The sequence below is a fragment of the Tessaracoccus defluvii genome (assembly GCF_014489575.1).
GTDB lineage: Bacteria > Actinomycetota > Actinomycetes > Propionibacteriales > Propionibacteriaceae > Arachnia > Arachnia defluvii.
In genome coordinates this window covers 1,818,793-1,843,002 of the sequence record NZ_CP060789.1, presented here as the reverse complement: position 1 = coordinate 1,843,002, position 24,210 = coordinate 1,818,793, and the positions used below count along the sequence as shown (strand labels likewise).

The 24,210-nt window shown below is 70.4% G+C and carries 21 protein-coding genes and 2 pseudogenes; 15 read left to right on the top strand and 8 right to left on the bottom strand.

Annotation, left to right across the window (positions count from 1 at the left end):
* Positions 1-58: 58 nt before the first annotated feature.
* The gene (locus H9L22_RS08885) at positions 59-1,078 is read right to left on the bottom strand and encodes a M23 family metallopeptidase (protein WP_187722412.1); all 1,020 of its coding nucleotides are present in this window, start codon (positions 1,076-1,078) and stop codon (positions 59-61) included.
* Between the two features lie 187 nt (positions 1,079-1,265).
* Between H9L22_RS08885 and sucC the strand changes: the two genes are divergently transcribed.
* Both sucC and sucD read left to right on the top strand, forming a co-directional pair.
* Positions 1,266-2,441 carry an ADP-forming succinate--CoA ligase subunit beta gene (gene sucC / locus H9L22_RS08880; RefSeq protein ID WP_187722411.1) on the top strand — a complete coding sequence of 392 codons (1,176 nt, stop codon included), beginning with the start codon at positions 1,266-1,268 and terminating at the stop codon, positions 2,439-2,441.
* A 7-nt stretch (positions 2,442-2,448) separates the two neighbouring features.
* A complete protein-coding gene (gene sucD, locus H9L22_RS08875) occupies positions 2,449-3,342 on the top strand; it encodes a succinate--CoA ligase subunit alpha (protein WP_187722410.1) in 894 nt (297 codons plus the stop codon).
* 7 nt (positions 3,343-3,349) lie between these two features.
* On the opposite strand, the gene H9L22_RS08870 is transcribed toward sucD, so the two are convergent.
* Positions 3,350-4,615: a hypothetical protein gene (locus H9L22_RS08870; RefSeq protein WP_187722409.1), complete on the bottom strand. Its 1,266-nt coding sequence runs from the start codon at positions 4,613-4,615 to the stop codon at positions 3,350-3,352.
* Between the two features lie 491 nt (positions 4,616-5,106).
* Here H9L22_RS08870 and H9L22_RS08865 point away from each other — a divergent pair, with 491 nt between their 5' ends.
* The 6 genes and pseudogenes from H9L22_RS08865 (at position 5,107) to H9L22_RS08840 (ending at position 9,709) form a co-directional block, all read left to right on the top strand.
* On the top strand, positions 5,107-5,379 hold the full coding sequence (locus H9L22_RS08865) for a hypothetical protein (protein ID WP_187722408.1): 273 nt from the start codon (positions 5,107-5,109) through the stop codon (positions 5,377-5,379).
* Complete coding sequence (locus tag H9L22_RS08860) at positions 5,376-6,422, top strand: cell division protein PerM (protein WP_187722407.1); 1,047 nt, start codon at positions 5,376-5,378, stop codon at positions 6,420-6,422. Before H9L22_RS08865 ends, H9L22_RS08860 begins: the two co-directional genes overlap by 4 nt.
* 9 nt (positions 6,423-6,431) lie before the next feature.
* A pseudogene (purN, locus tag H9L22_RS08855) lies at positions 6,432-7,005 on the top strand (phosphoribosylglycinamide formyltransferase).
* A complete protein-coding gene (purH, locus tag H9L22_RS08850) occupies positions 7,002-8,561 on the top strand; it encodes a bifunctional phosphoribosylaminoimidazolecarboxamide formyltransferase/IMP cyclohydrolase (RefSeq protein ID WP_226966237.1) in 1,560 nt (519 codons plus the stop codon). Before purN ends, purH begins: the two are co-directional and overlap by 4 nt.
* An 11-nt stretch (positions 8,562-8,572) precedes the next feature.
* Positions 8,573-9,423: pseudogene (locus H9L22_RS08845) on the top strand (bifunctional methylenetetrahydrofolate dehydrogenase/methenyltetrahydrofolate cyclohydrolase).
* On the top strand, positions 9,416-9,709 hold the full coding sequence (locus H9L22_RS08840) for a DUF3017 domain-containing protein (RefSeq protein WP_187722405.1): 294 nt from the start codon (positions 9,416-9,418) through the stop codon (positions 9,707-9,709). The pseudogene H9L22_RS08845 and the gene H9L22_RS08840 overlap by 8 nt, the downstream one beginning before the upstream one ends.
* Before the next feature lie 22 nt (positions 9,710-9,731).
* On the opposite strand, the gene H9L22_RS08835 is transcribed toward H9L22_RS08840, so the two are convergent.
* The 4 genes from H9L22_RS08835 to H9L22_RS08820 are packed head-to-tail and all read right to left on the bottom strand — an operon-like array spanning position 9,732 to position 13,955.
* Positions 9,732-10,856, bottom strand: coding sequence for a carbohydrate kinase family protein (locus tag H9L22_RS08835; RefSeq protein WP_187722404.1), 1,125 nt, complete (start codon positions 10,854-10,856; stop codon positions 9,732-9,734).
* Positions 10,856-11,653 carry a carbohydrate ABC transporter permease gene (locus H9L22_RS08830; protein ID WP_226966236.1) on the bottom strand — a complete coding sequence of 266 codons (798 nt, stop codon included), beginning with the start codon at positions 11,651-11,653 and terminating at the stop codon, positions 10,856-10,858. The genes H9L22_RS08835 and H9L22_RS08830 overlap by 1 nt, the downstream gene beginning before the upstream one ends.
* An 8-nt stretch (positions 11,654-11,661) precedes the next feature.
* Entirely contained in the window at positions 11,662-12,531 is an 870-nt protein-coding gene (locus H9L22_RS08825; protein WP_226966235.1) for a carbohydrate ABC transporter permease, read from the bottom strand.
* 41 nt (positions 12,532-12,572) lie between these two features.
* The gene (locus tag H9L22_RS08820) at positions 12,573-13,955 is read right to left on the bottom strand and encodes an extracellular solute-binding protein (protein WP_187722401.1); all 1,383 of its coding nucleotides are present in this window, start codon (positions 13,953-13,955) and stop codon (positions 12,573-12,575) included.
* Positions 13,956-14,131: 176 nt separating this feature from the next.
* Here H9L22_RS08820 and H9L22_RS08815 point away from each other — a divergent pair, with 176 nt between their 5' ends.
* From H9L22_RS08815 to H9L22_RS08805, 3 genes are all read left to right on the top strand, one after another.
* Entirely contained in the window at positions 14,132-15,511 is a 1,380-nt protein-coding gene (locus H9L22_RS08815) for a family 4 glycosyl hydrolase (protein WP_187722400.1), read from the top strand.
* Positions 15,512-15,563: 52 nt separating this feature from the next.
* Positions 15,564-16,220, top strand: a complete 657-nt coding sequence (locus H9L22_RS08810; protein WP_187722399.1) for a vitamin K epoxide reductase family protein — start codon at positions 15,564-15,566, stop codon at positions 16,218-16,220.
* 84 nt (positions 16,221-16,304) lie between these two features.
* The gene (locus H9L22_RS08805) at positions 16,305-17,294 is read left to right on the top strand and encodes a malate dehydrogenase (protein ID WP_187722398.1); all 990 of its coding nucleotides are present in this window, start codon (positions 16,305-16,307) and stop codon (positions 17,292-17,294) included.
* Positions 17,295-17,358: 64 nt separating this feature from the next.
* On the opposite strand, the gene H9L22_RS08800 is transcribed toward H9L22_RS08805, so the two are convergent.
* Together H9L22_RS08800 and H9L22_RS08795 are read right to left on the bottom strand one after the other, a co-directional pair.
* Positions 17,359-18,963 carry a solute symporter family protein gene (locus tag H9L22_RS08800; protein WP_187722397.1) on the bottom strand — a complete coding sequence of 535 codons (1,605 nt, stop codon included), beginning with the start codon at positions 18,961-18,963 and terminating at the stop codon, positions 17,359-17,361.
* The gene (locus H9L22_RS08795; protein ID WP_187722396.1) at positions 18,960-19,310 is read right to left on the bottom strand and encodes a DUF485 domain-containing protein; all 351 of its coding nucleotides are present in this window, start codon (positions 19,308-19,310) and stop codon (positions 18,960-18,962) included. Before H9L22_RS08795 ends, H9L22_RS08800 begins: the two co-directional genes overlap by 4 nt.
* A 166-nt stretch (positions 19,311-19,476) precedes the next feature.
* Here H9L22_RS08795 and H9L22_RS08790 point away from each other — a divergent pair, with 166 nt between their 5' ends.
* The 4 genes from H9L22_RS08790 to H9L22_RS08775 all read left to right on the top strand — a co-directional run bounded on the left by H9L22_RS08790 (position 19,477) and on the right by H9L22_RS08775 (position 24,110).
* Positions 19,477-20,322 (top strand): formyltetrahydrofolate deformylase, encoded by an 846-nt coding sequence (locus H9L22_RS08790; protein ID WP_226966299.1) that lies wholly within the window; start codon positions 19,477-19,479, stop codon positions 20,320-20,322.
* A 13-nt stretch (positions 20,323-20,335) separates the two neighbouring features.
* Positions 20,336-21,655 carry a hemolysin family protein gene (locus H9L22_RS08785; protein WP_226966234.1) on the top strand — a complete coding sequence of 440 codons (1,320 nt, stop codon included), beginning with the start codon at positions 20,336-20,338 and terminating at the stop codon, positions 21,653-21,655.
* Positions 21,648-22,862 (top strand): phosphotransferase, encoded by a 1,215-nt coding sequence (locus H9L22_RS08780; protein ID WP_187722394.1) that lies wholly within the window; start codon positions 21,648-21,650, stop codon positions 22,860-22,862. Before H9L22_RS08785 ends, H9L22_RS08780 begins: the two co-directional genes overlap by 8 nt.
* Before the next feature lie 117 nt (positions 22,863-22,979).
* A complete protein-coding gene (locus tag H9L22_RS08775; RefSeq protein WP_187722393.1) occupies positions 22,980-24,110 on the top strand; it encodes a BMP family lipoprotein in 1,131 nt (376 codons plus the stop codon).
* Positions 24,111-24,210: the final 100 nt, after the last annotated feature.

The window sequence follows — 24,210 nt, the reverse complement described above, 5'->3', positions numbered from 1 at the left end:
CGAAAGAGGCGGCGTTCCCCGATCGGGGAACGCCGCCTCTGCGGTTCGGGGGTGGGGGTCAGCGGACCCCGAGCGAGCGCAGGAAGACCATCGGGTCCGACGCGCTGTAGACGTCGCCCGGGGTGGTGCCCGGCTTGTAGTACTCGAAGTGCAGGTGGGGGCCGAAGGTGCGGCCGGTCTCACCGACGTAGCCGATGAGGGTGCCGGCCTTGACGGTCTCGCCAGGCGAGACGAGCCGGCGGCTCATGTGCGCGTACAGGGTGGCTCCGCCGTTGGAGTGGCGGATGACGACGTTGGTGCCGGCCCAGCTGCCGGAGGTGGGGCTCAGCACGACGCCGGAGGTGACCGCGTAGATCGGGGTGCCGACCGCGGCCGGGAAGTCCTGGCCGGTGTGGTAGCGGGACCAGGAGCCGGTCTTGCCGAAGTAGGCACCGCGACGGGCGTTCTTCAGCGGAAGCATCGCTCCGGTGCTGTTGAGGTTCTCGATGTCCTCGGACGACAGCGACGCGCCCGCATCGGAGCTGGCCGCGGCGGCCTTGGCCCGCCGGGCGGCCTCGAGGCGGCGCTGGGCCTCCTCTGCCTCCTTCTTCAGCTTCTCGCTCTGCTTGGCGACGAGTTCCATGTCCTCGTCCATCAGCCGCTCGCGCTCCTCGGCGCTGCGCTGCGCCTCGGCGTTCTGAGCGGACTTGTTGGCGGCGCCGAGGGCGGCGGTGCGGCTGGCGGCTGCGTTGGCCTCACCGACGGCCTCGCTCACGCTGGAGCGGACGGCGTCGCGGCTCGCGGCCTCGGAACGGTCAGCGAAGCCCAGTTCGGCGGCCTCGGCCGCGGCGGCGGGAATCGCGAGGTTGGCGTTGTCGGCCTCGGCGCCGGCAGACTCCGAACCACGGGAGTTGAAGGCAAATGCGAACAGGGATCCGACCGCCAGCGTGCTCACGAGGCCCAGCGCCACCAAGCGCCGGCTGAAGCCTGCGGCGTGCGCTCCACGACGGGCACGGGTGGGGGTGGCGGTGATCTCGGCGACGGTGTCGTCGGCGACCATGGCTGCGCGACGTGCGCTGCCCTGTGCGGTGTTGTTCACCTGTCTCCTCAGAACGATCGGCATCCCCCTTGCGGGGGCATCCGGGAGAAACCTTAACAGTTCTCAGGAATCTCTCAAAGTTGTCTCAACATGTGCTGTGGACGAGTTCGTGGCTGAGATGACCCGGAGCGCATCGCCCGGGCAGTACTCTGGGGCCGACCCCACCGCAACGACGCAAAGGACCGACGTGGACCTACTGGAGTATCAGGCGCGTGACCTCTTCGAGCAGTTCGGGGTGCCCGTACTGCCCGGCCGGATCGCCACCACCCCCGAGGAGGCCGTCGACGCGTACGCGGCCCTGGGAACGGACCTGGCCGTCATCAAGGCCCAGGTCCGCACAGGCGGCCGCGGCAAGGCAGGCGGCGTGAAGCTCGCCCGCGGCGCCGACGCCGTCCGGGCGACGGCAGGCGAGATCCTCGGGCTCGACATCAAGGGCCACATCGTCGAGACCGTGATGCTCAGCCCCGGGGCAGACATCGCCGACGAGTTCTACTTCTCGATCCTCCTCGATCGCGCTGCCGGCGGTTTCATCGCCATGTGCAGCATCGAGGGCGGCATGGACATTGAGACCCTGGCCGTGGAGCGGCCCGAGGCGCTCATCAAGGTCGACCTCGACCCCATCGACGGCATCACCGGCGCGGTGGCCGCGGACATCGTGACGAAGGCGGGCTTCCCTGCCGATGCGCACGCCGCGGTCGGCGAGGTGCTGACCCAGCTGTGGCGCGTGTTCAAGGAGTCCGACGCGACGCTCGTCGAGGTGAACCCGCTCGTCCGCACGGGCGACGGGCGCATCATCGCGCTCGACGGGAAGGTCACGCTCGACACCAACGCCGACTACCGGCACGAGGAATGGGACTCGTACGCGAACACCACCGGCGACACCGAGCTCGAGCGCCAGGCCCGCGAACTCGACCTCAACTACGTGAAGCTCGACGGCAGCGTCGGCGTCATCGGCAACGGGGCAGGGCTCGTGATGAGCACCCTCGACGTCGTGGCGGCCGCGGGTGCGGAGCTGCCGGGATCCCCCCGCCCCGCCAACTTCCTGGACATCGGCGGAGGCGCCTCCGCAGCGGTCATGGCCAACGGGCTGCGCATCATCATGAGCGACCCGCAGGTGAGGTCGGTCTTCGTCAATGTGTTCGGGGGCATCACCGCGTGCAGCGACGTGGCCAACGGCATCGTCAACGCCCTCGAGATACTGGGCGACGAGGCCCGGCTCCCGATCGTGGTCCGCCTCGACGGCAACTCCGTCGAGGTCGGCAAGGCGATCCTCGCCGAGGCGGCCCACCCGCTGATCACCGTCAAGAACACGATGGACGAGGCCGCCCGAACCGCGGCCCGCCTGGCTGCTGAAGGGAACTGAGCCACCGATGTCGATCTACATCAACGCGTCCTCCCGTGTCCTCGTGCAGGGCATGACCGGCCGTGAGGGCCGCAAGCACACGCAGCGCATGATCATGTCCGGCACCCGCGTCGTCGGTGGCGTCACACCCGGCCGGTCCGGGGAGTCCGTCCTGTTCGAGGAAGATCCGGTGCCGGTGTTCGGCTCGATGGTCGAGGCCGTCGCAGCCACCCAGGCCGATGTGTCCGTCGTGTTCGTGCCGCCGAAGTTCGCCAAGGCCGCGGTACTCGAGGCGATCGAGGCCGAGATCGGTCTGTGCGTCATCATCACCGAGGGTATCCCGGTGCACGATTCCATCGAGTTCCACGCCGCGGCGCGCGAGTCCGGCACCCGCATCATCGGCCCCAACTGCCCCGGCCTCATCTCCCCGGGGAAGTCGAACGTCGGCATCATCCCCGCCCACATCTCCGGCCCCGGCCGCATCGGGCTGGTGTCGAAGTCGGGGACGCTGACCTACCAGATGATGTACGAGCTGCGGGACCACGGCTTCTCCACTGCCGTCGGGATCGGTGGCGACCCGGTCGTCGGCACACGTCACATCGACGTGCTGCAGGCGTTCGAGGAGGACCCCGACACCGACATCATCGTGATGATCGGTGAGATCGGCGGCGACGCCGAGGAGCGGGCCGCGGAGTACATCGCGCAGCACATCACCAAGCCCGTCGTCGGGTACGTGGCCGGCTTCACCGCCCCGCCCGGCAGGACGATGGGCCACGCGGGTGCCATCATCACCGGGTCGGCCGGGACGGCGGCCGCGAAGAAGCTGGCGCTCGAGGCGGCCGGTGTGCTCGTGGGGGAGACCCCGTCGCTGACGGCGCAGCTGGCACGCGACGCGATCGCCCGTCTGCGGGGCAGCCGCTGACGCGGGATCAGGAGGTCTGGGACGTCCGCACAGGGATGCGGACCCCCAGGCCCGCCAGCTGCGCGTCGCTGAACCGGTAGTCGTCCTCGACGGTCACCAGGGTGTAGACGATGCGGGCGTCCGCCTTGCTGACGATGACCTGGAACAACGCGTTCGCCGAGCCGCCCTGCGCCTGCGTCACTGTGAAGATCCGGGAGGAGACGGGCACACCGTCGACGCCGGTGCCGGCGACGGCCGCCTGCTCGGCCACCGTGGCGGTGTTGACCCTGTCCTTGCAGCTGGCGATCGCGTTGCCGAGCTTGGTGACGAACGCGTCGGCGGCCTCGGTCGTGTCGAAGTCGAAGGTGATCTGGTCCATGCCGAACAGGCTGGGCATCTGGTCGTCCTGCGAGAGCAGGTAGGTGACCTCGGACCGCGACGCCGGGCCGGGCTCGGAGGCCAGTGTCATGTTCTCGCAGCCGGTGCCGGGGCTGGTGACGTCGGTGGGGCCCTTGTAGGTCCAGCGGCCGAAGCCGGCGCGCACGCGCGGAATGTCCGAGGGGGAGAGCCAGCCGGTCGGCTCCGTGGGAGGCAGCAGCGCCGCGGCAGCTGCCACGTCCGCGGGGGCGGGCTGGCCCTGGACGGCGGACAGCGCCGTCTGCGCCCTGGTGACGACCTGCGCGAGGTCGGCGGCCGGGATCGCCTCGGCCCTGGTGCCGTCGAGCAGCTGCAGTGCGGCGCCGGAGCGGGTCAGGAGCAGGGTGTGGTGACGGACGCCCGCGTCGGTGTCGACGGCGATCGTGACGGCGAACGCCTCCTCCGCCAGGCCGGTCACCGTCTCCGCGCCGACCAGCAGCACGGGGACTTCGGAGCAGGCGCCCAGCGCCGCGATCCGCTGGGTCATCACCGCGGACGCCGTCTCCGCGTCGGCGAACACCTCGATGCGGTGCAGGGCCGCGAGCCCGTCGTCGCCGCTCGTGGCGAGCACCCGCTGCAGCGAGACGACGGGGTTGACCGTCAGGGTCTCCGTGCTGAGGCAGAGGGGACGGTTGGCGTGTTCGGCGGCGGTCAGGGTGGTGCTCGTCACTGACCAGGAGGCGGCCGGGGCGAGCTCGGCGAGGTCCTGGGCGGTCAGCAGGTCGTCGGCGGTGGCCGGCGCGGGCCCGACGGAACCGCTCGCGCTCGGCGAAGGGCTCGGGCTCGGCGCGGGAGAGACCTCGCTCGCCCCCCTGACGACGAAGAAGGTCAACAGGCCCACCAGGATCGCGGTCACGACGCCACCGATCGCCCACATGGCCAGCGTCGCGCGGTGCGCCGTCCACCAGGGGACGTCGTCGGCCTGCGGATCGGGGTCGTAGGGGGAGTCCGACGACAGGGCCGAGCGGCGCGGGGCCGGGCCGGGGGAGTCCGCAAAGATGCCGGAGGAGCGGGGAAAGATGGGGGCGGGGATCGGCGTGGCGACGGCCGGCGGCTCCGCCGCCGCCTGGCTCCCGGGCCTGGCGAAGGGGTTGGCGTCGCCCTGCGGGGCGTGCCGGACCCGGATCCTGTGGGTTCGTCGTCCCTCCCAGCGGGCGAGCCGCGGCGCGCGCGGCCCGCGGCGGAGGCGGGGTATCGTCGGTCGGACCGGGTGCCCCGGAATCGTCGCTGGAGAACGCCCGGCGTGGCCGGTCTGCTGGCGTTGCGCCCATGGTGGCCTCCGTCCGATGTCGTGTCGCCCCTGTGTCCAGGCGTCAACATTACCGGGGCCCGTGAGAAACTAGCGAAAACCCGAAGGGATGGCACACGGTGGCACGACGTACTTCGCTGCACAAGACGGTGGCGGTCGAGGTCGGCGCGACGCCGGAACCGGAGCGGCGCCACCTGCAGTGGCCCTGGCAGCTGACTGCCGTCGTCGGTGCGCTAGCGGTCCTGCTGGGCGGATGGCTGGTGCTCGCGGCGTTCGCTCTCGTCGGCTGGCTCACGTCGCCCGACACGGAGTTCGCGGCCGCCCTCCGACTCGCCGCCGACGTGCTCGTCCTCGGCCACGGCGGCCCCGTCGTCATCGGGGACAGGCTGTGAGCATCGTGCCGCTGGGCCTGACGCTGCTGCTGGTGTTCGTCGCGCTGCCCGTCGCCTCGTTCGCCGCGCGGCAGGCGGCGCACCAGGACACGGAGCCCGACGACACGGGAAGGGTCTGGGTCGACGGCGAGCCCCTCGTCCTGCGCGTGGCGGGCGTCTTCGGCGGCAGCTACGTGGCCGGCGTCATCGCTCTGGGCCTGACCACCGGCACACTGACCCTCCAGCTCATCGCCGGCGCCGTGGCCGTGGGCGGCATCGCCGGGCTCCTCGGAGCCAGCCGCGGCGTCGACTTCGATCCCACCCGGGCCTGGCCCCGTTGGCTCCGCGCCGTCCCGCGTGCCATGGGTGCCGCGCTGCTGACGGTGCTGGCAGGCTCTGCGGCGCTGGTCGCCATCGCGGCCTGGGGCGGACGGGAACGGATCGCCACGATCGTCGACTCCCTCGACGGCGGCGTCGCCGGGCTCGTCCTGCTCGCCGCGCTGCACATCGCCTACCTGCCCAACCTCGTCCTCGCCGCAGCGTCGTGGGCGTTGGGCGCTGGCATCACGCTGGGTGACGGGTCGTCGGTGACGGTGACCGCCACCGACGTCGGCCTCCTGCCCGCCATCCCCGCCATGGGGCTGGTCCCGGAACCGGGTCTGGCGTCGCCCGCACTGCTGTGGTGGCTCCTGCTCGGCGTGGTCGCAGGCGCGATCGCCGCGGTCGCCGTGGCATTGGCCCGGCCGCGCGCCCGGTTCGACGAGACATCGCTCGTCGGTGGCCTGGCCGGCGTGGCCGCCGGCCTCCTCACCGCCGTCGCGTGCCTGCTCGCGGCAGGCGGGTTGGGCAGCGACCGCCTCGCGCACATCGGAGCGAAGGTCGAGATCCTCATCTTCGCCCCGACCATCCTCGGGCTGTCCGGCATGGCGGTCGGGCTCGCCATCGGGCTGATCCGCCGGCCGCCCCGCCCCGTCGTCGCTGGTGGTGCGGAGAAGGATGCCGACTCCGGCGACGACCCGGAGACGCTCCCGGACGGGAGCGGGGCCGGGGCGCCGACGGCGTAGGGTGGTCCGGTGACCACCTCCGTCGTCGTCCTCCTCTCCGGCTCCGGCACGCTCTTCCAGTCGCTGCTCGACGCGATCGACGCCGGGGAGGTGGATGCCCGGGTCGTCGCGGCGGTCTCCGACCGCGCGGACGCCGCCGGCCTGGAACGGGCAAGGGCCCGGGGCATCCCCGCCATCGCCCATCCTCTCGAGAGGGGGCGGACCGCTCCGCCTGGGACAGGGAACTGGCCGCGATTGTCGCCGCCTACGACCCCGACCTGGTGGCCTCCGCCGGGTTCATGAAGCTCGTCGGCGAGGCCTTCCTCGCCCGCTTCGGGGCCGCACCATCAACACCCACCCTGCGCTGCTGCCGAGCTTCCCCGGCATGCACGGCCCGCGCGACGCGCTGCGTGCCGGTGTGAAGGTCTCCGGCGCCACCGTCTTCGTCGTCGACGCCGGGGTCGACACCGGTAGGATCCTGCTGCAGGGAGCGGTCGACGTGTACGACACGGACGACGTCGACACCCTGCACGAGCGCATCAAGGTGGTCGAACGCCGCCTCCTGATCCAGGCCGTATCCGAATGGAAGAAGGAACACCCGTGACCGATCTGATCCCGCTGCGCCGCGCGCTGGTCTCCGCCTACGACAAGACCGGCCTCCTCGAACTGGGCCGCGACCTCGCAGCGGCCGGCGTCGAGATCGTCTCCACCGGCTCCACCGCGTCGAAGCTCGCAGCGGCGGGCGTTCCCGTCGTGCCCGTCGAGGACGTCACCGGATTCCCGGAGTGCCTCGACGGTCGCGTCAAGACCCTGCACCCGAAGGTGCACGCCGGCATCCTCGCGGACCGCCGCCTCGAGAGCCACCGCGCCCAGCTGGAGGAGCTCGACGTCGCCCCCTTCGACCTGGTCATCACCAACCTGTACCCCTTCGAGGCCACCGTCGCCTCCGGCGCCTCGCAGGACGAGTGCGTCGAGCAGATCGACATCGGCGGCCCCACCATGGTCCGCGCCGCGGCCAAGAACCATCCCTCGGTCGCCGTCATCACGTCGGCCGACCAGTACCCGGCGCTGCGTGCGGCGCTCGCCGCGGGCGGTTTCACGCTGCAGCAGCGCAAGGAACTCGCCGCCGCCGCCTTCGTGCACACGGCCACCTACGACGTCGCCGTGGCCAGCTGGATGGGCAACGTGCTCACCGACTCGTCGGCCGGCACCGGCTTCCCCACCTGGGTCGGCGGGACCTGGCAGAAGGTGGCCGACCTCCGCTACGGCGAGAACTCCCACCAGGGTGCGGCCGTGTACCGCAGCAACGGGCGCGACGCGGGCCTCGCGGGCGCCACCCAGCTGCACGGCAAGGAGATGAGCTACAACAACTACGTCGACGCCGACGCGGCTCGCCGCGCGGCCTACGACTTCTCCGGTCCGGCCGTCGCCATCATCAAGCACGCCAACCCGTGCGGCATCGCCGTCGGCGCCGACATCGCGGAGGCGCACAGCAGGGCCCACGCCTGCGACCCGGTCTCCGCCTTCGGTGGTGTGATCGCGGCCAACCGGCCCGTCTCCGTGGCCATGGCCGAGCAGGTCGCCGAGGTGTTCACCGAGGTCATCGTCGCTCCCGGCTACGAGGACGGCGCCGTGCAGGTGCTCCAGCGCAAGAAGAACATCCGCATCCTGGTCGCGCCCGACGCCGCCAACGCGGGCGTCTCGCTGCGTCAGATCGACGGCGGCATGCTGCTGCAGCAGAGCGACGCGATCGACGCCGACGGTGACGATCCCGCGAACTGGACGCTCGCCGCCGGCGACGCCGTCGACGAGTCGACGCTGGCCGACCTGGGGTTCGCCTGGCGTGCCGTGCGCGCCGTCAAGTCCAACGCCATCCTGCTGGCCCACGACGGCGCCTCCGTCGGCGTCGGCATGGGCCAGGTCAACCGGGTCGACTCCTGCCATCTCGCCGTCGACCGGGCGGGCGACCGTGCGAAGGGGTCCGTGGCCGCCTCCGACGCCTTCTTCCCGTTCGCCGACGGCCCGCAGGTGTTGCTCGACGCGGGCGTCCGCGCCATCGTCCAGCCGGGCGGGTCGGTGCGTGACCAGGAGGTCATCGACGCCGTCGCGGCCGCGGGGATCACGATGTACTTCACCGGCACCCGTCACTTCTTCCACTGAGGAGCACACCTGTGACCGCAATCAGGCTCGACGGCAAGGCCACGGCCGCCGCCATCAAGACGGAACTGACCGGCCGCGTGGCGGCGCTGCGGGCCAGGGGAGTGGTCCCCGGCCTGGCGACGGTCCTGGTGGGCAGCGATCCCGCCAGCCAGAACTACGTGCGCATGAAGCACCGCGACTGTGACGAGGTCGGCATCGCGTCCATCCAGGTGGAGCTGCCCGCCGATGCCACCGCCGATCAGTTGCGGGAGGCCATCGAGGGGCTCAACGCCGACCCGGCGTGCACGGGCTACATCGTGCAGCTGCCCATCCCGCGGCATCTCGACGAGAACTGGGCGCTCAGCCTCATCGACCCGGACAAGGACGCCGACGGCCTCCACCCCATCAACCTCGGCCGGCTCGTGCTGAACGAGCCCGCCACCCTGCCGTGCACCCCGCGCGGCATCCTCGAGCTGCTGCGTCGCCACGACGTGCCGCTCAAGGGTGCCGAGGTGGTCGTGGTCGGCCGCGGGATCACCGTGGGAAGGCCGCTGGGCCTCATCCTGACCCGCCGGAGCGAGAACGCCACGGTCACGCTGTGCCACACCGGCACCCGTGACGTCGCCGAGCACACCCGGCGCGCGGACATCGTGGTGGCCGCCGCCGGCGTCCCCCACATGATCACCGCCGACATGATCCGTGAGGGCGCCGCCCTCGTCGACGTCGGCGTCAGCCGCGTGGACGGAAAGACGGTGGGCGACCTGGCCCCGACGTCTGGGACAAGGCCGGCTTCGTGACGCCCAACCCCGGCGGGGTCGGGCCCATGACGCGCGCCATGCTGCTCAGCAACGTCGTGGATCGGGCGGAACTGCTGCATGGCTGACAGGCCGGACAAGCCGGTCGACTGGTACCCCGATCGCCCAGGGCCGCTGCTGGTGAGCCTCGCGCTCGTCGGGGTGGGTGCGGCGCTCGCCGCGGTCGGCCAGTGGCGGGCCGGGGCCATCGTGATCGCCGGCGCGCTGCTGGTGGCGGCCGTCTTCCGGCTCGTCCTGCCCAGGCGGCACGCCGGCCTGCTGGTGGTGCGGCGCCGCTGGCTCGACGTGCTGGTCCTCGGCGCGCTCGGCGTGGGCACCTTCGTCCTGGCCCTGGTGGTGCCGCCGGGCCGCTAGTGTCCCGCCGGCCCGCCGACGGTCAGTCCAGGTGCGAGGCCACCGCGAAGGTCCCCTCGGCGCGGCGGACGCCGTGCACGGCATGGCGCGGGATCAGGTCGCCGAGGAAGCCGTAGTCGCGCGCGATGTAGGCGGCCTGGAGGTCCCCCGCCTCGGAGCGGCCGGACACGTCACGCCACCAGTCGGCGATGTCGCCCCAGCCCGGGGCGGCGAGCGAGCCGCCGAACTGGCGGACGGCGAGCGAGGCGCTCAGCGACGCGAACCGGAGCCGCACGTCCAGCGGCCAGGAGGCGAGCGTGCCGAGGATCATCGACGCCGCGAACACGTCCCCCGCACCCGTCGCATCGATCGCCTCGACGGCGACGGCGGGACAGTACGCCTCCTCGCCGGTGGTGTTGTCGATCGCGAAGGAGCCGCCGACGCCATCGGTGACGACGGCGAGCGGAACCATGCCCGCGAGCTTGCGCACGGCGTCGGTGGGCCGTGAGGTGCGCGTGTAGGCCATCGCCTCGACCGCGTTCGGGGTGAAGGCATGGCAGTACTGGAGCGGAGCGAGGTCGGCGGTGTCCCACTTGCCCGTCTCGTCGAAGCCGAGGTCGGCGAACAGCAGCGTCCCGCGGTCGCGCAGGGTGCGCCACGAGGGGACGACCCGTTTCAGATCGATCGTCGCGGCACGGGAGCCCGGCGCGCTGATGAGCGCGTCGTCCATCGGCTCGGGGAGGTCATGGGCGTGCGTGACCATGGCCCTGTCGCCACTGAAGGCCATCGACACAGTGATGGCCGAGTGGAAGTTGTCGAACCGGCGCGAAGCGCTGAGGTCGATGTTCTCGTCCCTCGACAGGACCGACCACATCCAGTCGGCGTAGGCGTCGTCGCCGAAGCCGGCCGCAAGGCCCGTCCGCAGCCCGAGCCGCGCCGCGGCCGTCGCCATGTTGGCGATGCCGCCGGGGCACGACCCCATGCCCGTGCTGTACAGCTCCTCACCGGGGAGGGGGAGCCGTGGCAGTCCCGCGAAGATGAGGTCGAAGAACAGCTGACCCGTCGTCATCACGTCGAGCGGGGGATCGTCGTCTGTGCGGGTCGCCGCCAACGGATCCCATGTCCAGCAGGTGGCGCACCGACCCTCATCGAGGTGATCGTGTTCCATCATTCCTTTGCCGCTCCCTCCAGCCTCCCGTTGATGAAGTAGCGCTGCAGCGCCAGGAACACCACGATAATGGGTGCGGCGATGATCACGCCCGCGGCCGACAGTAGTGCGAGGTCGGCCGAGTACTGACCCTTGAAGATCGACAGCCCCAGCGGGGCCGTGCGCCACTGGCCGGCGGGGCTCATGACCAGTGGAATCAGGAACTCGTTCCACGTCCACATCGTCATCAGCACCATCACCGTGGCGATGGACGGCAGGGACGGCGGCACCGCGATGCGCCACAGGGCCCGCCAGCCGCCCGCGCCGTCCAGGGCCGCAGCCTCGAGGAGGTTGGGTGGCAGTGCCCGGAACTGGCTGCGCATCCAGAACGTGCCGAAAGCGACCGACTGGGCGATCTGCGGCAGCGCCACCGCCCAGATCGTGTCGGTGAGCCCCAGCGTGCGCAGGTCGAAGAACAGCGGGATGACGATGGCCTCGGCGGGCACCATCAACCCCAGGAGGAACAGGTAGAACAGTGCCGTCGATCCCCGGAAGCGCATGGTGCCGAAGGCATAGCCCGCCAGGATGGACAGGACGATGGCGACACCGACGACGAGCGCGGCGATCAGCGCGGAGTTCAGCAGCGCCTCGTCGAACCGGCCGATCCGCCAGGCGTCGAGGAAGTTGCGCCAGTGCGGCCCGCCCTCGGCGACACCGTTCTGCGGGGACAGCGCCGTGGAGAAGATGCCGGCGACCGGCGCGATCGCGAACAGCGAGAAGCCGATGAGCAGCACGTAGTTGGCGGCCTTCTCGGCCACGGAGATCCTCATCGCCGGACCCCCGTCTCGCCGATGCGGGAGATGCCTGCGTTGATGACGAACACGAGCGCAGTCAGCACCACCGCCACTGCGGAGGCCGAGCCGACGTCCTTGAGGTTGAACGCCCGGTTGTACACCTCGAAGCTGGGCACCGTCGTCGCGTTGCCCGGCCCGCCGGAGGTGGTGACGTAGACCAGGTCGAACGTCTTCAGCGCCGCGATGACCGTCAGGACCAGCGCCGTGGCGATCTCGGCCTTGACCGCGGGAAGCGTGATCGCGAAGAACTCGGCCACCGGACCGGCCCCGTCCAGGCGGGCGGCCTCGTACAGGTCGTCGGGGATGCGTCCCATGCCGGCGAGCAGCAGGAGCATCGTGAGTCCCGTCATCAGCCAGAAACCGATCATGCCGACGGCGGGCAGGGCGAAGGTGGGATCACCCAGCCAGCCGCGGGCGACCGACCCGAGGCCGATGGCACGGAGGAAGTCGTTGAGCGGCCCGTTGGGCGCGTAGATCTGATGCCACGAGATGGCGACGACGACCAGCGCGATCACCTGCGGCAGGAAGATGACGACGCGGAAGAAGCCGAGCCCGCGGACGCGGCCCCGGCGCAGGATCGCGGCCAGCAGCAGTCCCACCACCAGCGGCAGGATGGAGTAGAACAGGATCAGGATCAGCGAATGCAGGATCGCGGCGTGGAACTTGCGGTCGTCGAGGAGATCGACGTAGTTGCCCAGCCCGACGAACGTGGAGGGGCCGAAGCCGGGCCAGTCGTACAGGGAGAACTGCACGGAGCGCAGCAGCGGGTACAGCAGGAACGCACCGTAGACGAGGAGCGCAGGCAGCAGGTAGAGGTACGGGGTCGCCCGTCCCCCGACCACCGCGGACGGTCGGGGGCGGCGCCCCCGACCATGCGTCGTCATCAGGCGGTGAAGGCCGCGTAGTCGGCCTCGAAGTCGGCCAGCACCTGCTCAGGGGTGCGCTGGCCACCGAGGACCTCCTGGAGGCCGGCGCCCGCCGTGTCCGCGAACGTGGGCGTCGCGTAGTCGAGGTACGGGAGCAGGGTTCCGCCCGTGGCGACCTCGTCGTAGGCGGCGAAGATGTCGTGCTGGATGCCGGAGGTCGGCGCCAGCTTCGCGGCGTCGATCACGGGGAAGCCGCCCTTCTCAGCGATGATCGCCATCGCCTCCGACGTCGTGACGAAGTCGAGGTACGCGGCGGCCGCGTCCTTGTTGGCGGCCTTCGCCGGGATGGAGAACGGGATGCCGGTGCCGCCGGTGGTGGCGGGGCGCCCGTCGAGGGCGGGCGGCGGTGCCATGAAGCGCACGTCGTCGCCCATGACCTTCTCCATGTCGGGGCCGAGCCAGGAGCCGCCGGGCAGGAAGACACCGGTGCCCTTGGTGAACTCGGTCCAGGCCGGGTCGTAGTCGGTGCCGTTGGGGGAGGAGCCGAAGTAGCCCTCGGTGCCCCACTTCGCGAACTGCGTCATGGCCTCGACGTTTCCGGGCGTCGTCCAGCTGGCCCCAGCGTTGCCCATGCCGAGCTTCACGATGTCGTCCGCGCCGACGTAGTTGGCCTGCAGCGGCCCGAAGACGTGCAGGGCGGGCCACTTCTCGACGTTGCCCAGCACCATCGGCTGCTCGCCGGCGGCCTTGGCCTTGTCCAGCAGGGCGAAGTACTCGTCCCAGGTGGTCGGCGGGGTGGCGCCGAGGGCGTCGAGCTTCTTCTGCGAGTAGTACAGGCCGACGACCTCGCCGGTCTGCGGCAGTCCGTACAGGTTGCCCTCGCCGAAGGTGGTGCCGTCGGCCGAGTACCGGACCTTGGACAGCACGGAGGCCGGGATGCGGTCCTCCCAGCCGTAGGCGGCCGCATAGGGGCTCAGGTCGGTGAGCTGCCCGGCGGTGACGAACTGGCCCATGTCGGCGCGGGCGTTGTTGACCTGCACCACGTCAGGGACCTTCGCGCCGCTGAGCGCCAGCGTCACCTGCGTCTTGAGGTCGTCCGTCGACTGGCTCGTGCGCTCGATCTTGATGTTGGGGTAGCGGGCCTGGAACGCCTCGTTCAGCGCCACCAGGGCATCGTTCTGGCTGCCACGCACCTCCTGGTCCCAGACGACCAGCGTGACGTCGCCGAGCGTCGAGGGATCCACCGGGCCCGTGGCCGGGGTCGTAGCGCCGCCCGTGCCGGCCGAGGTGGGGGCGGTGGTCGGGGCGGCTTCGCCGGGGGCGCAGGCGGCCAGTGCGCCGAGTCCGGTGAGACCGGCGGCGCCCAGCAGCGTGCGGCGGGAGAGGGGGCGCAGGGACATGGGTCCTCCTGAGGAAGTGCGTACGTCGTTGTCTGCTCGAAGCTGATCAGGTCCTCACGATACCGGGGACGGCGCTGCTAGGGTCGAAGCACAGCGTTCACGGGCTGATCCCGGCCGGCGCGGGCCGGCCACCAGCCCGTTCTCCGCCCCGACGCCCGCCCGGAGGTCCTGATCCCATGAAGCTCGTCATCCTCGGTGGCGGTGGTTTCCGCGTGCCGCTCGTCTACGAGGCCGTCGCCACGAACGCACTCGCCGCCGCGGGTCTGCCGTCCGTGCACATCGACGAGGTCGTTCTCCACGACGCGTCCGTCGCCAGCCTCGACGCCGTCACCGCGCTGCTCGCCGAGCGGGCCGAGGAGCTCGTCGACCCTCCCCGTGTGTCGGCCACCACCGACCTCGCGCACGCGCTGACCGGCGCCGACTTCGTCTTCTCGGCCATCCGGGTGGGAGGGGCTGAGGGACGGGTCCGGGACGAACGCGTCGCCCTCGATCTCGGGCTGCTCGGCCAGGAGACCATCGGCCCCGGCGGACTGGCCTACGCCCTGCGCACCATCCCCGTCATGCACCAGGTGGCGCAGACGATCGCGAAGGTGGCGCCCAACGCCTGGACCATCAACTTCACCAACCCCGCCGGCATCGTCACGCAGGTGATGCGCGCGACGCTGGGGGAGCGGGTCGTGGGCATCTGCGACACGCCCATCGGGCTGGTACGGCGCGTGTCCCGGCTGCTCGGCGTCTCGCTCGAGCACGACCGTGACCGCGTCTCCTACGACTACATCGGGCTCAACCACCTCGGCTGGCTGCGATCGGTCACCGTCGACGGCGTCGACCGCCTGCCCGACGTGCTGGCCGACGACGCGCTGCTGGACCACATCGAGGAGGCCCGCCTCATCGGGCCCGACTTCCTGCGGGCGCTCGGCGTGCTGCCCAACGAATACCTCTACTACTACTGGAAGACCGACGAGGCCATCGCGCACATCCTCGGCGCGGGGCAGACCAGGGGCGAGTTCCTGGCGGCGCAGCAGGCCGCCTACCACGCCGAGCTGGCCGCGTCCTCCTCGCCGCTCTCCGTCTGGCGGCGGGCGCTGCACGAGCGGGAGGCCACCTACATGGCCGAGGCCCGCGACACCACCGAGGAGCGACGCGAGGAGGACATCGCCGGAGGCGGGTACCAGGAGGTGGCGCTGCGGTTGATGACGGCCATCGCCACCGGCTCCCCCGAGCGGATGATCCTCGACGTCGGCAACGCGACACCCGCGGGCAGGGTCGTGCCGGAGTTGGGTGACGACGTCGTTGTCGAGGTGGGGTGCGTGGTGGACGGCGACGGCGTCCATCCGCTGCCTGTCGCCCCCCTGACGCTGCCGCAGCTCGGCCTGATGGCACGGCTCCGGGGATCGGAGGCGGCGATCGCGGAGGCGGCGCTCACCGGCGACCGCGCCAGGGCCTGGGAGGGCTTCGCCCTGCACCCGCTGGTCGACTCGCCGCGGCTCGGCGCCGCACTGCTCGACGGTTACTGCGCGGCCCACCCGGGCATCGCGGCGCTGTTCGACCGCTGAGCAGGCACGGCCCGCACGGGTGACCGTTGCCGTGCCCGTTAGGATTGCCCGCATGGTCCACGACGCGCCCTCCGGCGATGCCACCCTGACCGCTCCGGCCGTCGATGGAAGGGTCACGCCCCCGGACCGCAGCCGGTACTTCCTGTTCGGCGAGATGCTGATCTTCTCCATCGTCTCGCTGGTGGCCAGCTTCGTGCTGTCCTACGACGCGCTCGTGCTGGCGGGGAACCCGGACGCTGAGCTGGCCTGCTCGATCAACGCCATCTTCGACTGCGCCAAGGTGGGGCTGACCCCGCAGGCCAACGTGTTCGGCTTCCCGAACGCGTTCCTCGGTCTGATCTCGGAGCCGGTCGTCATGACCATCGCGGTGCTGGGGCTGTCGCGGATCCGGTTCCCGAAGTGGTTCATGTTCACCGCGAACATCTTCTACTTCCTGGGTGTGGTGTTCGCCTACTGGCTGCTGTTCCAGTCGACGTTCGTCATCGGTGCGCTGTGCCCCTGGTGCCTCACGGTCACCCTGGCCACCACGTTCGTGTTCTTCTCGATGACGCAGTGGAACATCCTCGAGGGCAACCTCTACCTGCCCCCGGCGGCGCTGGAGAAGGCGCGGGCCTTCGTCAAGGCCGGTTGGATGACGATCGTGCTCATCGCCTGGCTGGCCGCCGTCGTGCTGCTGGAGGTCCTGAAGTGGGGCTTCTTCCTCTTCTGAGCAGCCCCTGAAGCGCCCTCGCGGCGGCGGTGCCGGACCGTGGCGGTAGAGTCGGTGACACAGGACCTACCGAGAGGAATCCACGTGAGCACTGAGGCTCCCACCAAGATCGCCGTCACCGGCGCCGCAGGCCAGATCTGCTACAGCCTGCTGTTCCGTATCGCCAGCGGTGCCCTGCTGGGCGACCGGCCGATCGAGCTGCGTCTCCTGGAGATCACGCCCGCGCTGAAGGCGCTGGAGGGCGTCGTCATGGAGCTCGACGACTGCGCGTTCGGCAACGTCGTCAACATCGAGATCGGCGACGATCCCACCAAGGTCTTCGACGGCGTCAACATGGCCATGCTGGTCGGCGCCATGCCCCGCAAGGCGGGCATGGAGCGCGGCGACCTGCTGTCCGCCAACGGCGCGATCTTCACGGCCCAGGGCCGCGCGCTGAACGAGGTCGCCGCCGACGACGTCAAGGTGCTCGTCACCGGCAACCCGGCCAACACCAACGCGCTCATCGCGATGCGCAACGCCCCCGACATCCCGGCGGAGCGCTTCAACGCGCTGACCAGGCTCGACCACAACCGGGCCCTGTCGCAGCTCGCGGCCAAGCTGGGCGTCCCGGTGACCGAGCTCAGCAACATGACCATCTGGGGCAACCACTCGGCGACCCAGTACCCCGACCTGTTCAACGCCAAGGTGGGCGGCCGCTCCGCCGCCGAGGCCGTCGGCGACCAGGACTGGCTCGAGAACACGTTCATCCCGACGGTCGCCAAGCGTGGCGCCGCCATCATCGAGGCCCGCGGCCTGTCCTCGGCCGCCTCCGCCGCCAACGCCACCGTCGAGCACATGCGTGACTGGGCACTCGGCACCCCGGCGGGCGACTGGGTCTCGATGGCCGTCCCGTCCGACGGTTCGTACGGTGTGCCCGAGGGCCTCATCTCCTCGTTCCCGTGCACCGTCACCGACGGCCGCTACGAGATCGTCCAGGGCCTCGACATCAACGAGTTCTCGCGGGCCAAGATCGACGCCTCGGTCGCCGAGCTGGTCGACGAGCGCAACGCCGTCACCGAACTCGGCCTCATCTGAGGCACGACACACGAAGCGGTCCGCACCCGGATGGGTGCGGACCGCTTCGCGTCTGTCGACGTCGTCAGTGATCCAGTGCGCCAGCGGCGCCGGCGCCGGTCATGGACCGGACCTCCATCTCGGCGGCCTGGTCGGCGAACTGGTCGCCGTCAGGCCGCAGCACCGAGCCGAGCCAGCCGAGGAAGAACCCGACCGGGACGGACACGATGGCCGGGCTGTCGATCGGGAACCACGCGAAGTCGGCGTCCGGGAACATGGCCCCTGGCGCGCCCGACACGGCGGGGGAGAAGATGATCAGCACGACCGCCGTGATGAGGCCTCCGAAGATCGACCACACCGCGCCCGCCGTCGAGAACCTCTTCCAGTACAGCGAGTACAGGATCGACGGCAGGTTGGCCGAGGCGGCGACGGCGAACGCCAACGCCACCAGGAACGCCACGTTCTGCCCGTTGGCCACCACACCGCCGACGATGGCGAGCAGCCCGATCGTGACCGACGTCAGCCGCGCCACCTTCACTTCCTGCTCCGGGGCGGCCTTGCCGTCCTTCAGCACCGAGTTGTAGATGTCGTGCGCGAACGAGGCCGATGCCGTGATCGTCAGGCCGGCCACCACCGCGAGGATGGTCGCGAACGCGACGCCGGCGATGACCGCCATCAGGATGGTGCCGCCGAGGTGGTAGGCGAGCGCCGGGGCGGCGGCGTTGGCTCCACCTGGCATGTTCTTGATCGCCTCGGGGCCCACCAGCCACGCGGCACCGTAGCCGAGCACCATCGTGAACAGGTAGAAGGCGCCGATGAGGCCGATCGCCCAGGTCACCGAGCGGCGGGCCTCCTTGGCGGTCGGCACCGTGTAGAAACGCATCAGCACGTGCGGGAGGCCCGAGGCGCCCAGCACGAGGGCGAGACCGAGGGAGACCAACGCGAGGGGATCCTTGTAGCGTTCCATCGGGGCGAGCAGGTTGACCTCGTGGCCGTCGGAGGCGGCCTTCTCCATGGCGTTGCCGATGAGTTCGGACAGGTTGAAGCCGGCGTTGGCCATCACCCACACCGTCATGACCAGCGCGCCCAGGATGAGCAGGATCGCCTTGATGATCTGCACCCAGGTGGTGCCCTTCATGCCGCCGATGAGGACGTAACCGACCATCAGCAGGCCGACGATGGCGATGATGATGTTCTGCCCCAGCGGGGACGAGATGCCGAGCAGCAGCGCCACCAGGGCCCCGGCACCGGCCATCTGCGCGAGCAGGTAGAAGACGCTGACGGCCAGCGTCGAGGTGGCGGCCGCGAGCCGGACCGGCTTCTGCTTCATCCTGAAGCTCAGGACATCGGCCATCGTGTACTTGCCTGTGTTCCGCAGGGGCTCGGCGACGAGCAGCAACGCGACCAGCCAGGCGACGAGGAAGCCCACAGAGTAGAGCAGGCCGTCGTAGCCGTAGAGCGCCACCGCGCCGACGATGCCGAGGAACGAGGCAGCCGACAGGTAGTCCCCCGCGATGGCGAACCCGTTCTGGCGACCGTCGAACTTGGCGCCGCCGGTGTAGAAGTCACCGGCGCTCTTCTTCTTGCCGCCCATCGTCACCCGGACCACCACGGCCATCGTGAGGACCACGAAGGCGGCGAAGATGCCGATGTTGATGATCGGGTTGCCGAGGGTCTCGAGGAGGTTCATCGCGCGGTCCCTTCCAGTTCCTCACGGAGCTTCTCGGCCAGCGGGTCGATCCGCTTGTTGGCATGCCAGATGTAGAGGGCGGTGATCAGGAAGGTGCTGACGAACTGGCCGAGGCCGAGCAGGATCCCCACAGTCAGGTTGCCGGCGACGGACGTCATCATCAGGTCCTTGGCGAAGATCGAGCCGAGGACGTAGAACAGGTACCAGGCGAGGAAGGCCACCGTCATCGGGAAGGCGAACAGCCGGAAACGGCCGCGCAGCAGCGCGAACTCCTCGGACTGCTGCACGCGGTGGAACTCCTCCGGAGGGATGGTGCGGGGCCCGTGATCAGGTGTTGGATCGGTCATGAAGCAACCTTTCGACGCGACGCTCCATTGCGTCGTACCCGCGCACATTAAGCGTTCGGCGGTGGGATCCGGGGACGAAACCGCGAAAGTGGCCCCGAAAGTCACCCCGCGAGGGCCAGAGGGTGGGTGCCGGCGGCTGGGAGGCGGCCACGCGGAGGCCGCTAGCATTGCGCCCATGCAGCAACTCGTCGTCACACTCGACTGCCCCGACCGCCCCGGCATCGTCCATGCCATCACCGGAGCGATCGTCGCGGCGGGCGGCAACATTGTGGAACTGCAGCAGTTCTCATCTCCCGACTCGGGCCATTTTTTCACCCGCATCGAGGTCACAGGCGCAGAACGTGACCTGCTGTCCGAGGGCATCGCGCAGGCGACCTCCGACTTCGACGCGGACTTCCTGGTCGCTGACGCCCGCCCCGTCCGCACCCTGATCCTGGCTTCCAAGGCCGGGCACGTGCTCAACGACCTTCTCTTCCGCTGGCACGGCGGCGACCTGCCGATCGACATCGTGCAGATCATGGCCAACCACGACGTGCTGGCGCCCATGGCGGGCTTCTACGGCGTTCCGTTCGCGTCGCGGCCGGTCACCCCCGAGACGAAGGCCGAGTTCGAGGCGGAGGTCGTCCGCATCGTCAACGAGGAACGGATCGAACTGGTCGTGCTCGCCCGCTACATGCAGATCCTCAGCCCCGAGCTGTGCGACTTCCTCGCCGGCCGCGCCATCAACATCCACCACTCGTTCCTGCCCGGCTTCAAGGGCGCCAACCCCTACCGCCAGGCACACACCCGTGGCGTGAAGCTGATCGGAGCGACGGCACACTTCGTCACGGGCGACCTCGACGAGGGGCCGATCATCGAGCAGAACGTGGTCCGCGTCGACCACACCATGGACGTCGCCAAGCTCGTCCGCAAGGGGCAGGCACAGGAGTCGCAGACCCTCGCGGAGGCGGTGCGGCTCTTCGGCGAGCACCGCGTGTTGGCAGACGGCCACCGCACCGTCATCTTCCGGTGAGGAGCCAGGCACCGTGCTGGCCGACGTCGCGCTGATCTTCGTCTTCATCCTGATCGGCGGCACCTTCGCCGCCGCGGAGATGGCGCTCGTCACCCTGCGGGAGAGCCAGGTCAAGCAACTGGCGGGGAAGGGCAAGCGGGGCCGGGCCATCGAGCGGCTGACCGGCAACCCCAACCTGTTCCTGTCGTCTGTGCAGATCGGCGTGACCGTCTCCGGGATGCTGTCGGCCGCCTTCGGTGGCGCCACCATTGCGGAGTCGCTGACGCCGCAGTTGGTGGCGCTGGGCATGGCGCCCGCCGTCGCGGCGCCGCTGGCGCTGGTGGGCGTCACCGTGGTCATCTCGTACTTCTCCATCGTCATCGGGGAACTGACAGCCAAACGGCTCGCCATGCAGCGCGCGGAGGCCTTCGCGCTCGGCCTCGCCCCGCTGGTCTCCGGGATCGCCACCCTGGCCCGCCCCCTCATCTGGTTCCTGGACGTCAGCACCAACTTCCTCGTCCGGCTCCTGGGCGGCGACCCGAATCTGGCGAGGGACGAGGTCACCGACGAGGAGCTGCGGGCCATGGTCTCCAGCTCCACGGCGCTGGGCGTCGAGGGCCGCAGCATCGTCGACGAGGTCTTCGACGCGGGGGAGCGGTCGCTCCGCGAGGTGATGGTGCCGCGCACCGAGGTCGACTTCCTGCCGGCCGACATGCCCATCCAGATGGCCTACCGCGAGGTGCGTGGCGCGCCCCATTCCCGCTATCCCCTGACCGACGGATCGCCCGACCGGGTCATCGGGTTCCTGCACGTGCGCGACCTGATGGATGTCGAGGGAACCGCGCGGGACGGGGTCGTCGGATCCCTCTCCCGTGACGTCCTGTTCCTGCCCGACACCGTCAAGATCCTGCGGGCCCTGACGGCCATGCGGAAGGAGCGGGCGCACATGGTCATCGTCCGCGACGAGTACGGCGGCACCGCGGGCATCGTCACGATCGAGGACCTCGTCGAGGAGCTCATCGGCGACATCAGCGATGAATACGACGACCCCGACACCGAGCTGGGACATGTCGACGAGGTCGACGGGCTCACCACGATCGAGGAGTTCGCCGAACTCACCGGGTACGTGATCCCGGAGGGCCCCTACGACACCGTCGCCGGCTTCTTCATGGCGGAGACCGGCGTGCTGCCGGAGCTCGGCGCCCGCGTCGTGGTCGTGCTGCGGCCCGAACGGGGAGACGAGGACGCCGCCGTCGCGCTGATCACGCTCGAGGTCACCCAGCTGGACGGCCGCCGGGCGGCCTGGTTCCGTCTGGAGATCGGGCACGCCGGGCAGGAGGATCCCGATGGCTGACGACGGCGCGCGCCTGCTCACCGGCCCCGACGTCGAGCCCCTGCTGCGGGCCGCGGTGGAACACCAGGGCGGTGAGCTGCTCACCTGGTCGCTCGACCACGTCGACGCCGCCCCGGAGCAGTCCACCACCGCCACCTACACCGCGCAGGTGCGCTGGCCGCACGGCGAGCGGGCGGAACTGCTCGGTGTCAGCGCCCGCAGCGGCGAACTCACCGGCAGCGATGAGAGGGCCGACATCTTCGATGACGGGTCCCGTCGCGTCGCGGTGTGGCTGTACCCGTCCGACCCGGACCTGCTCGGTCTGCCGCGGGCCGCCTATCCGGACCGGATGGCCGAGACGCTGAACACCCCGGGCGTGCTCTCGCGGCCCGTCACGGCCGAGCAGCTCTCCCTGTCGATGATCGGCTACCGCCCGCGGCGCCGCGCCGTCGTCAAGGTCGTCGTGACCGACCCCGCGCAGGTCTTCTACGTGAAGGTGCTCCGGGAGAAGCTGTTCGCCGACGTCCGCAACAAGCACCTCCTGCTGCGGCAGGCCGGGCTCCCCGCCCCCGAGATCGCGCTCGCCACCAGCGACAACCTGCTCGTCACGAGGGAACTGCCGGGAGCCTCGCTCGCCAGGGCGTTGTTCGAGCCCGGGGAACCCTGCACGCCGGAGGAACTCATCGCCCTGCTGGACGCGATGCCGCCCGCCGTCGCGGCGCTGGAGCGGCGCCCGCCCTGGGCCGAGGCCGTGGGGCACTACGCGAAGATGGTCGCGGCCACCCTGCCCGAGCTGGGCGATGACCTCTCCTGGCTGACCGAGCGGATCACGACGGGGCTCGCCCGCTACCCGCTCGGCAACGAGCCGACCCACGGCGACTTCCACGAAGGCCAGCTGCGGGTCGCCGGGGGCCGGATCGTCGGCGTGCTCGACGTCGACACCATCGGACCGGGGCGTCGCGCGGACGACCTGGCCTGCCTCATCGGACACCTGTCGACCATCCAGCGGATGAATGCGGAGCAGGAGGCCAAGGTCCGTGACCTGCTGGCCCGGTGGGTGCCGGTGTTCGACCGCCGCGTGGACCCCGTCGAGCTCCGGCTGCGGGCCGCGGCCGTGGTCATCTCGCTGGCCACCGGCCCCTATCGGGGGCAGGAACCCGACTGGCAGGCGCAGACCACAGGGATGATCCGCTCCGCGATGGCACTGGTGCGGCAGGTCTCCTCCTGACTGACCGTCGGTACCTCTTTATTGCGGGTCGGTAACGATCCCGGTGCCGATGTGCGGTCAGCGCTGGGGCGGGGGTAATGTCGGCCCGACACCCTGTCCTTACAAGGAGGAACCTTCGTGAAGAAGTCCCTGGTCAGCCTCATCGCCCTTTCCGGTGCGGCGGCCCTCGCTCTCTCCGGTTGCGCCGCCCCGCCGAGCGCCTCCCCGTCCACGCCCGCCACGAGCGAAACGCCGTCGGCCTCCGCTTCTGCGCCCGAGTCGACGCCGGCCGGCGCGTCGGACTTCACCGCCTGCATGGTCTCCGACGCCGGCGGCTTCGACGACAAGTCGTTCAACGAGACCGCCTACGCGGGTCTGCTGCGCGCCAAGGACGAGCTGGGCATCAAGACGAACCAGATCGAGTCGAACGCCGAGGCCGAGTACGCGGGCAACCTGCAGGCCATGATCGACGCCGACTGCAACATCGTCGTGACCGTCGGCTTCGCGCTGGCCACCGCCACGGAGGCCGCCGCCAAGCAGCACCCCGATCGCAGCTTCGCCATCGTCGACAACGGCTCCTTCGAGGGCGTCCCGAACGCCAAGGGCCTGATCTTCAACACCGCCGAGCCCGCGTTCCTCGCCGGCTACACCGCGGCCGCCATGACCAAGACGGGCACCGTCGGCACCTTCGGTGGCGCCAACTACCCGACCGTCTCCATCTTCATGGACGGCTTCGCGCAGGGCGTCGACTACCACAACGAGAAGAAGGGCACCACCGTCAAGGTGCTCGGCTGGGACGCTGCGAAGCAGGACGGCCAGTTCATCGGCGGCAACAACCCCTTCGGTGACACCCCCGGTGGCAAGAACACCGCCAACACCCTGATCGCCCAGGGCGCCGACATCATCATGCCGGTCGCCGGCCCCGCCGGCATCGGCGCGCTGCAGGCTGCGCAGGAGTCCAACGGCGCCGTCAACGCCATCTGGGTTGACACCGACGGCTACGTCTCCGCTGCCGAGTACGGCAACGTCATCATCACCTCCGTCGAGAAGGCGATGGACGTCGCAGTGTTCGAGGCCATCAAGGCGGCCATGGAGGGTTCCTTCTCGTCCGACCCGTACGTCGGCACGCTGGAGAACGGCGGCGCTTCGATCGCCGACTTCCACGACTTCGCCGACAAGCTGCCCGAGGGGCTGCAGGCCGAACTCGACCAGATCACGCAGGACATCATCGCCGGCACGATCGAGATCACCTCGCCGAGCCAGCCGTGATCTTCGGCTGACCCGCAGTTCGGGAGGGGCACCGCGTGGTGCCCCTCCCTTTCTGCTCCCCAACAGGCGCGGGAGGGCGACGGGCCCCTGCCGATGCCGA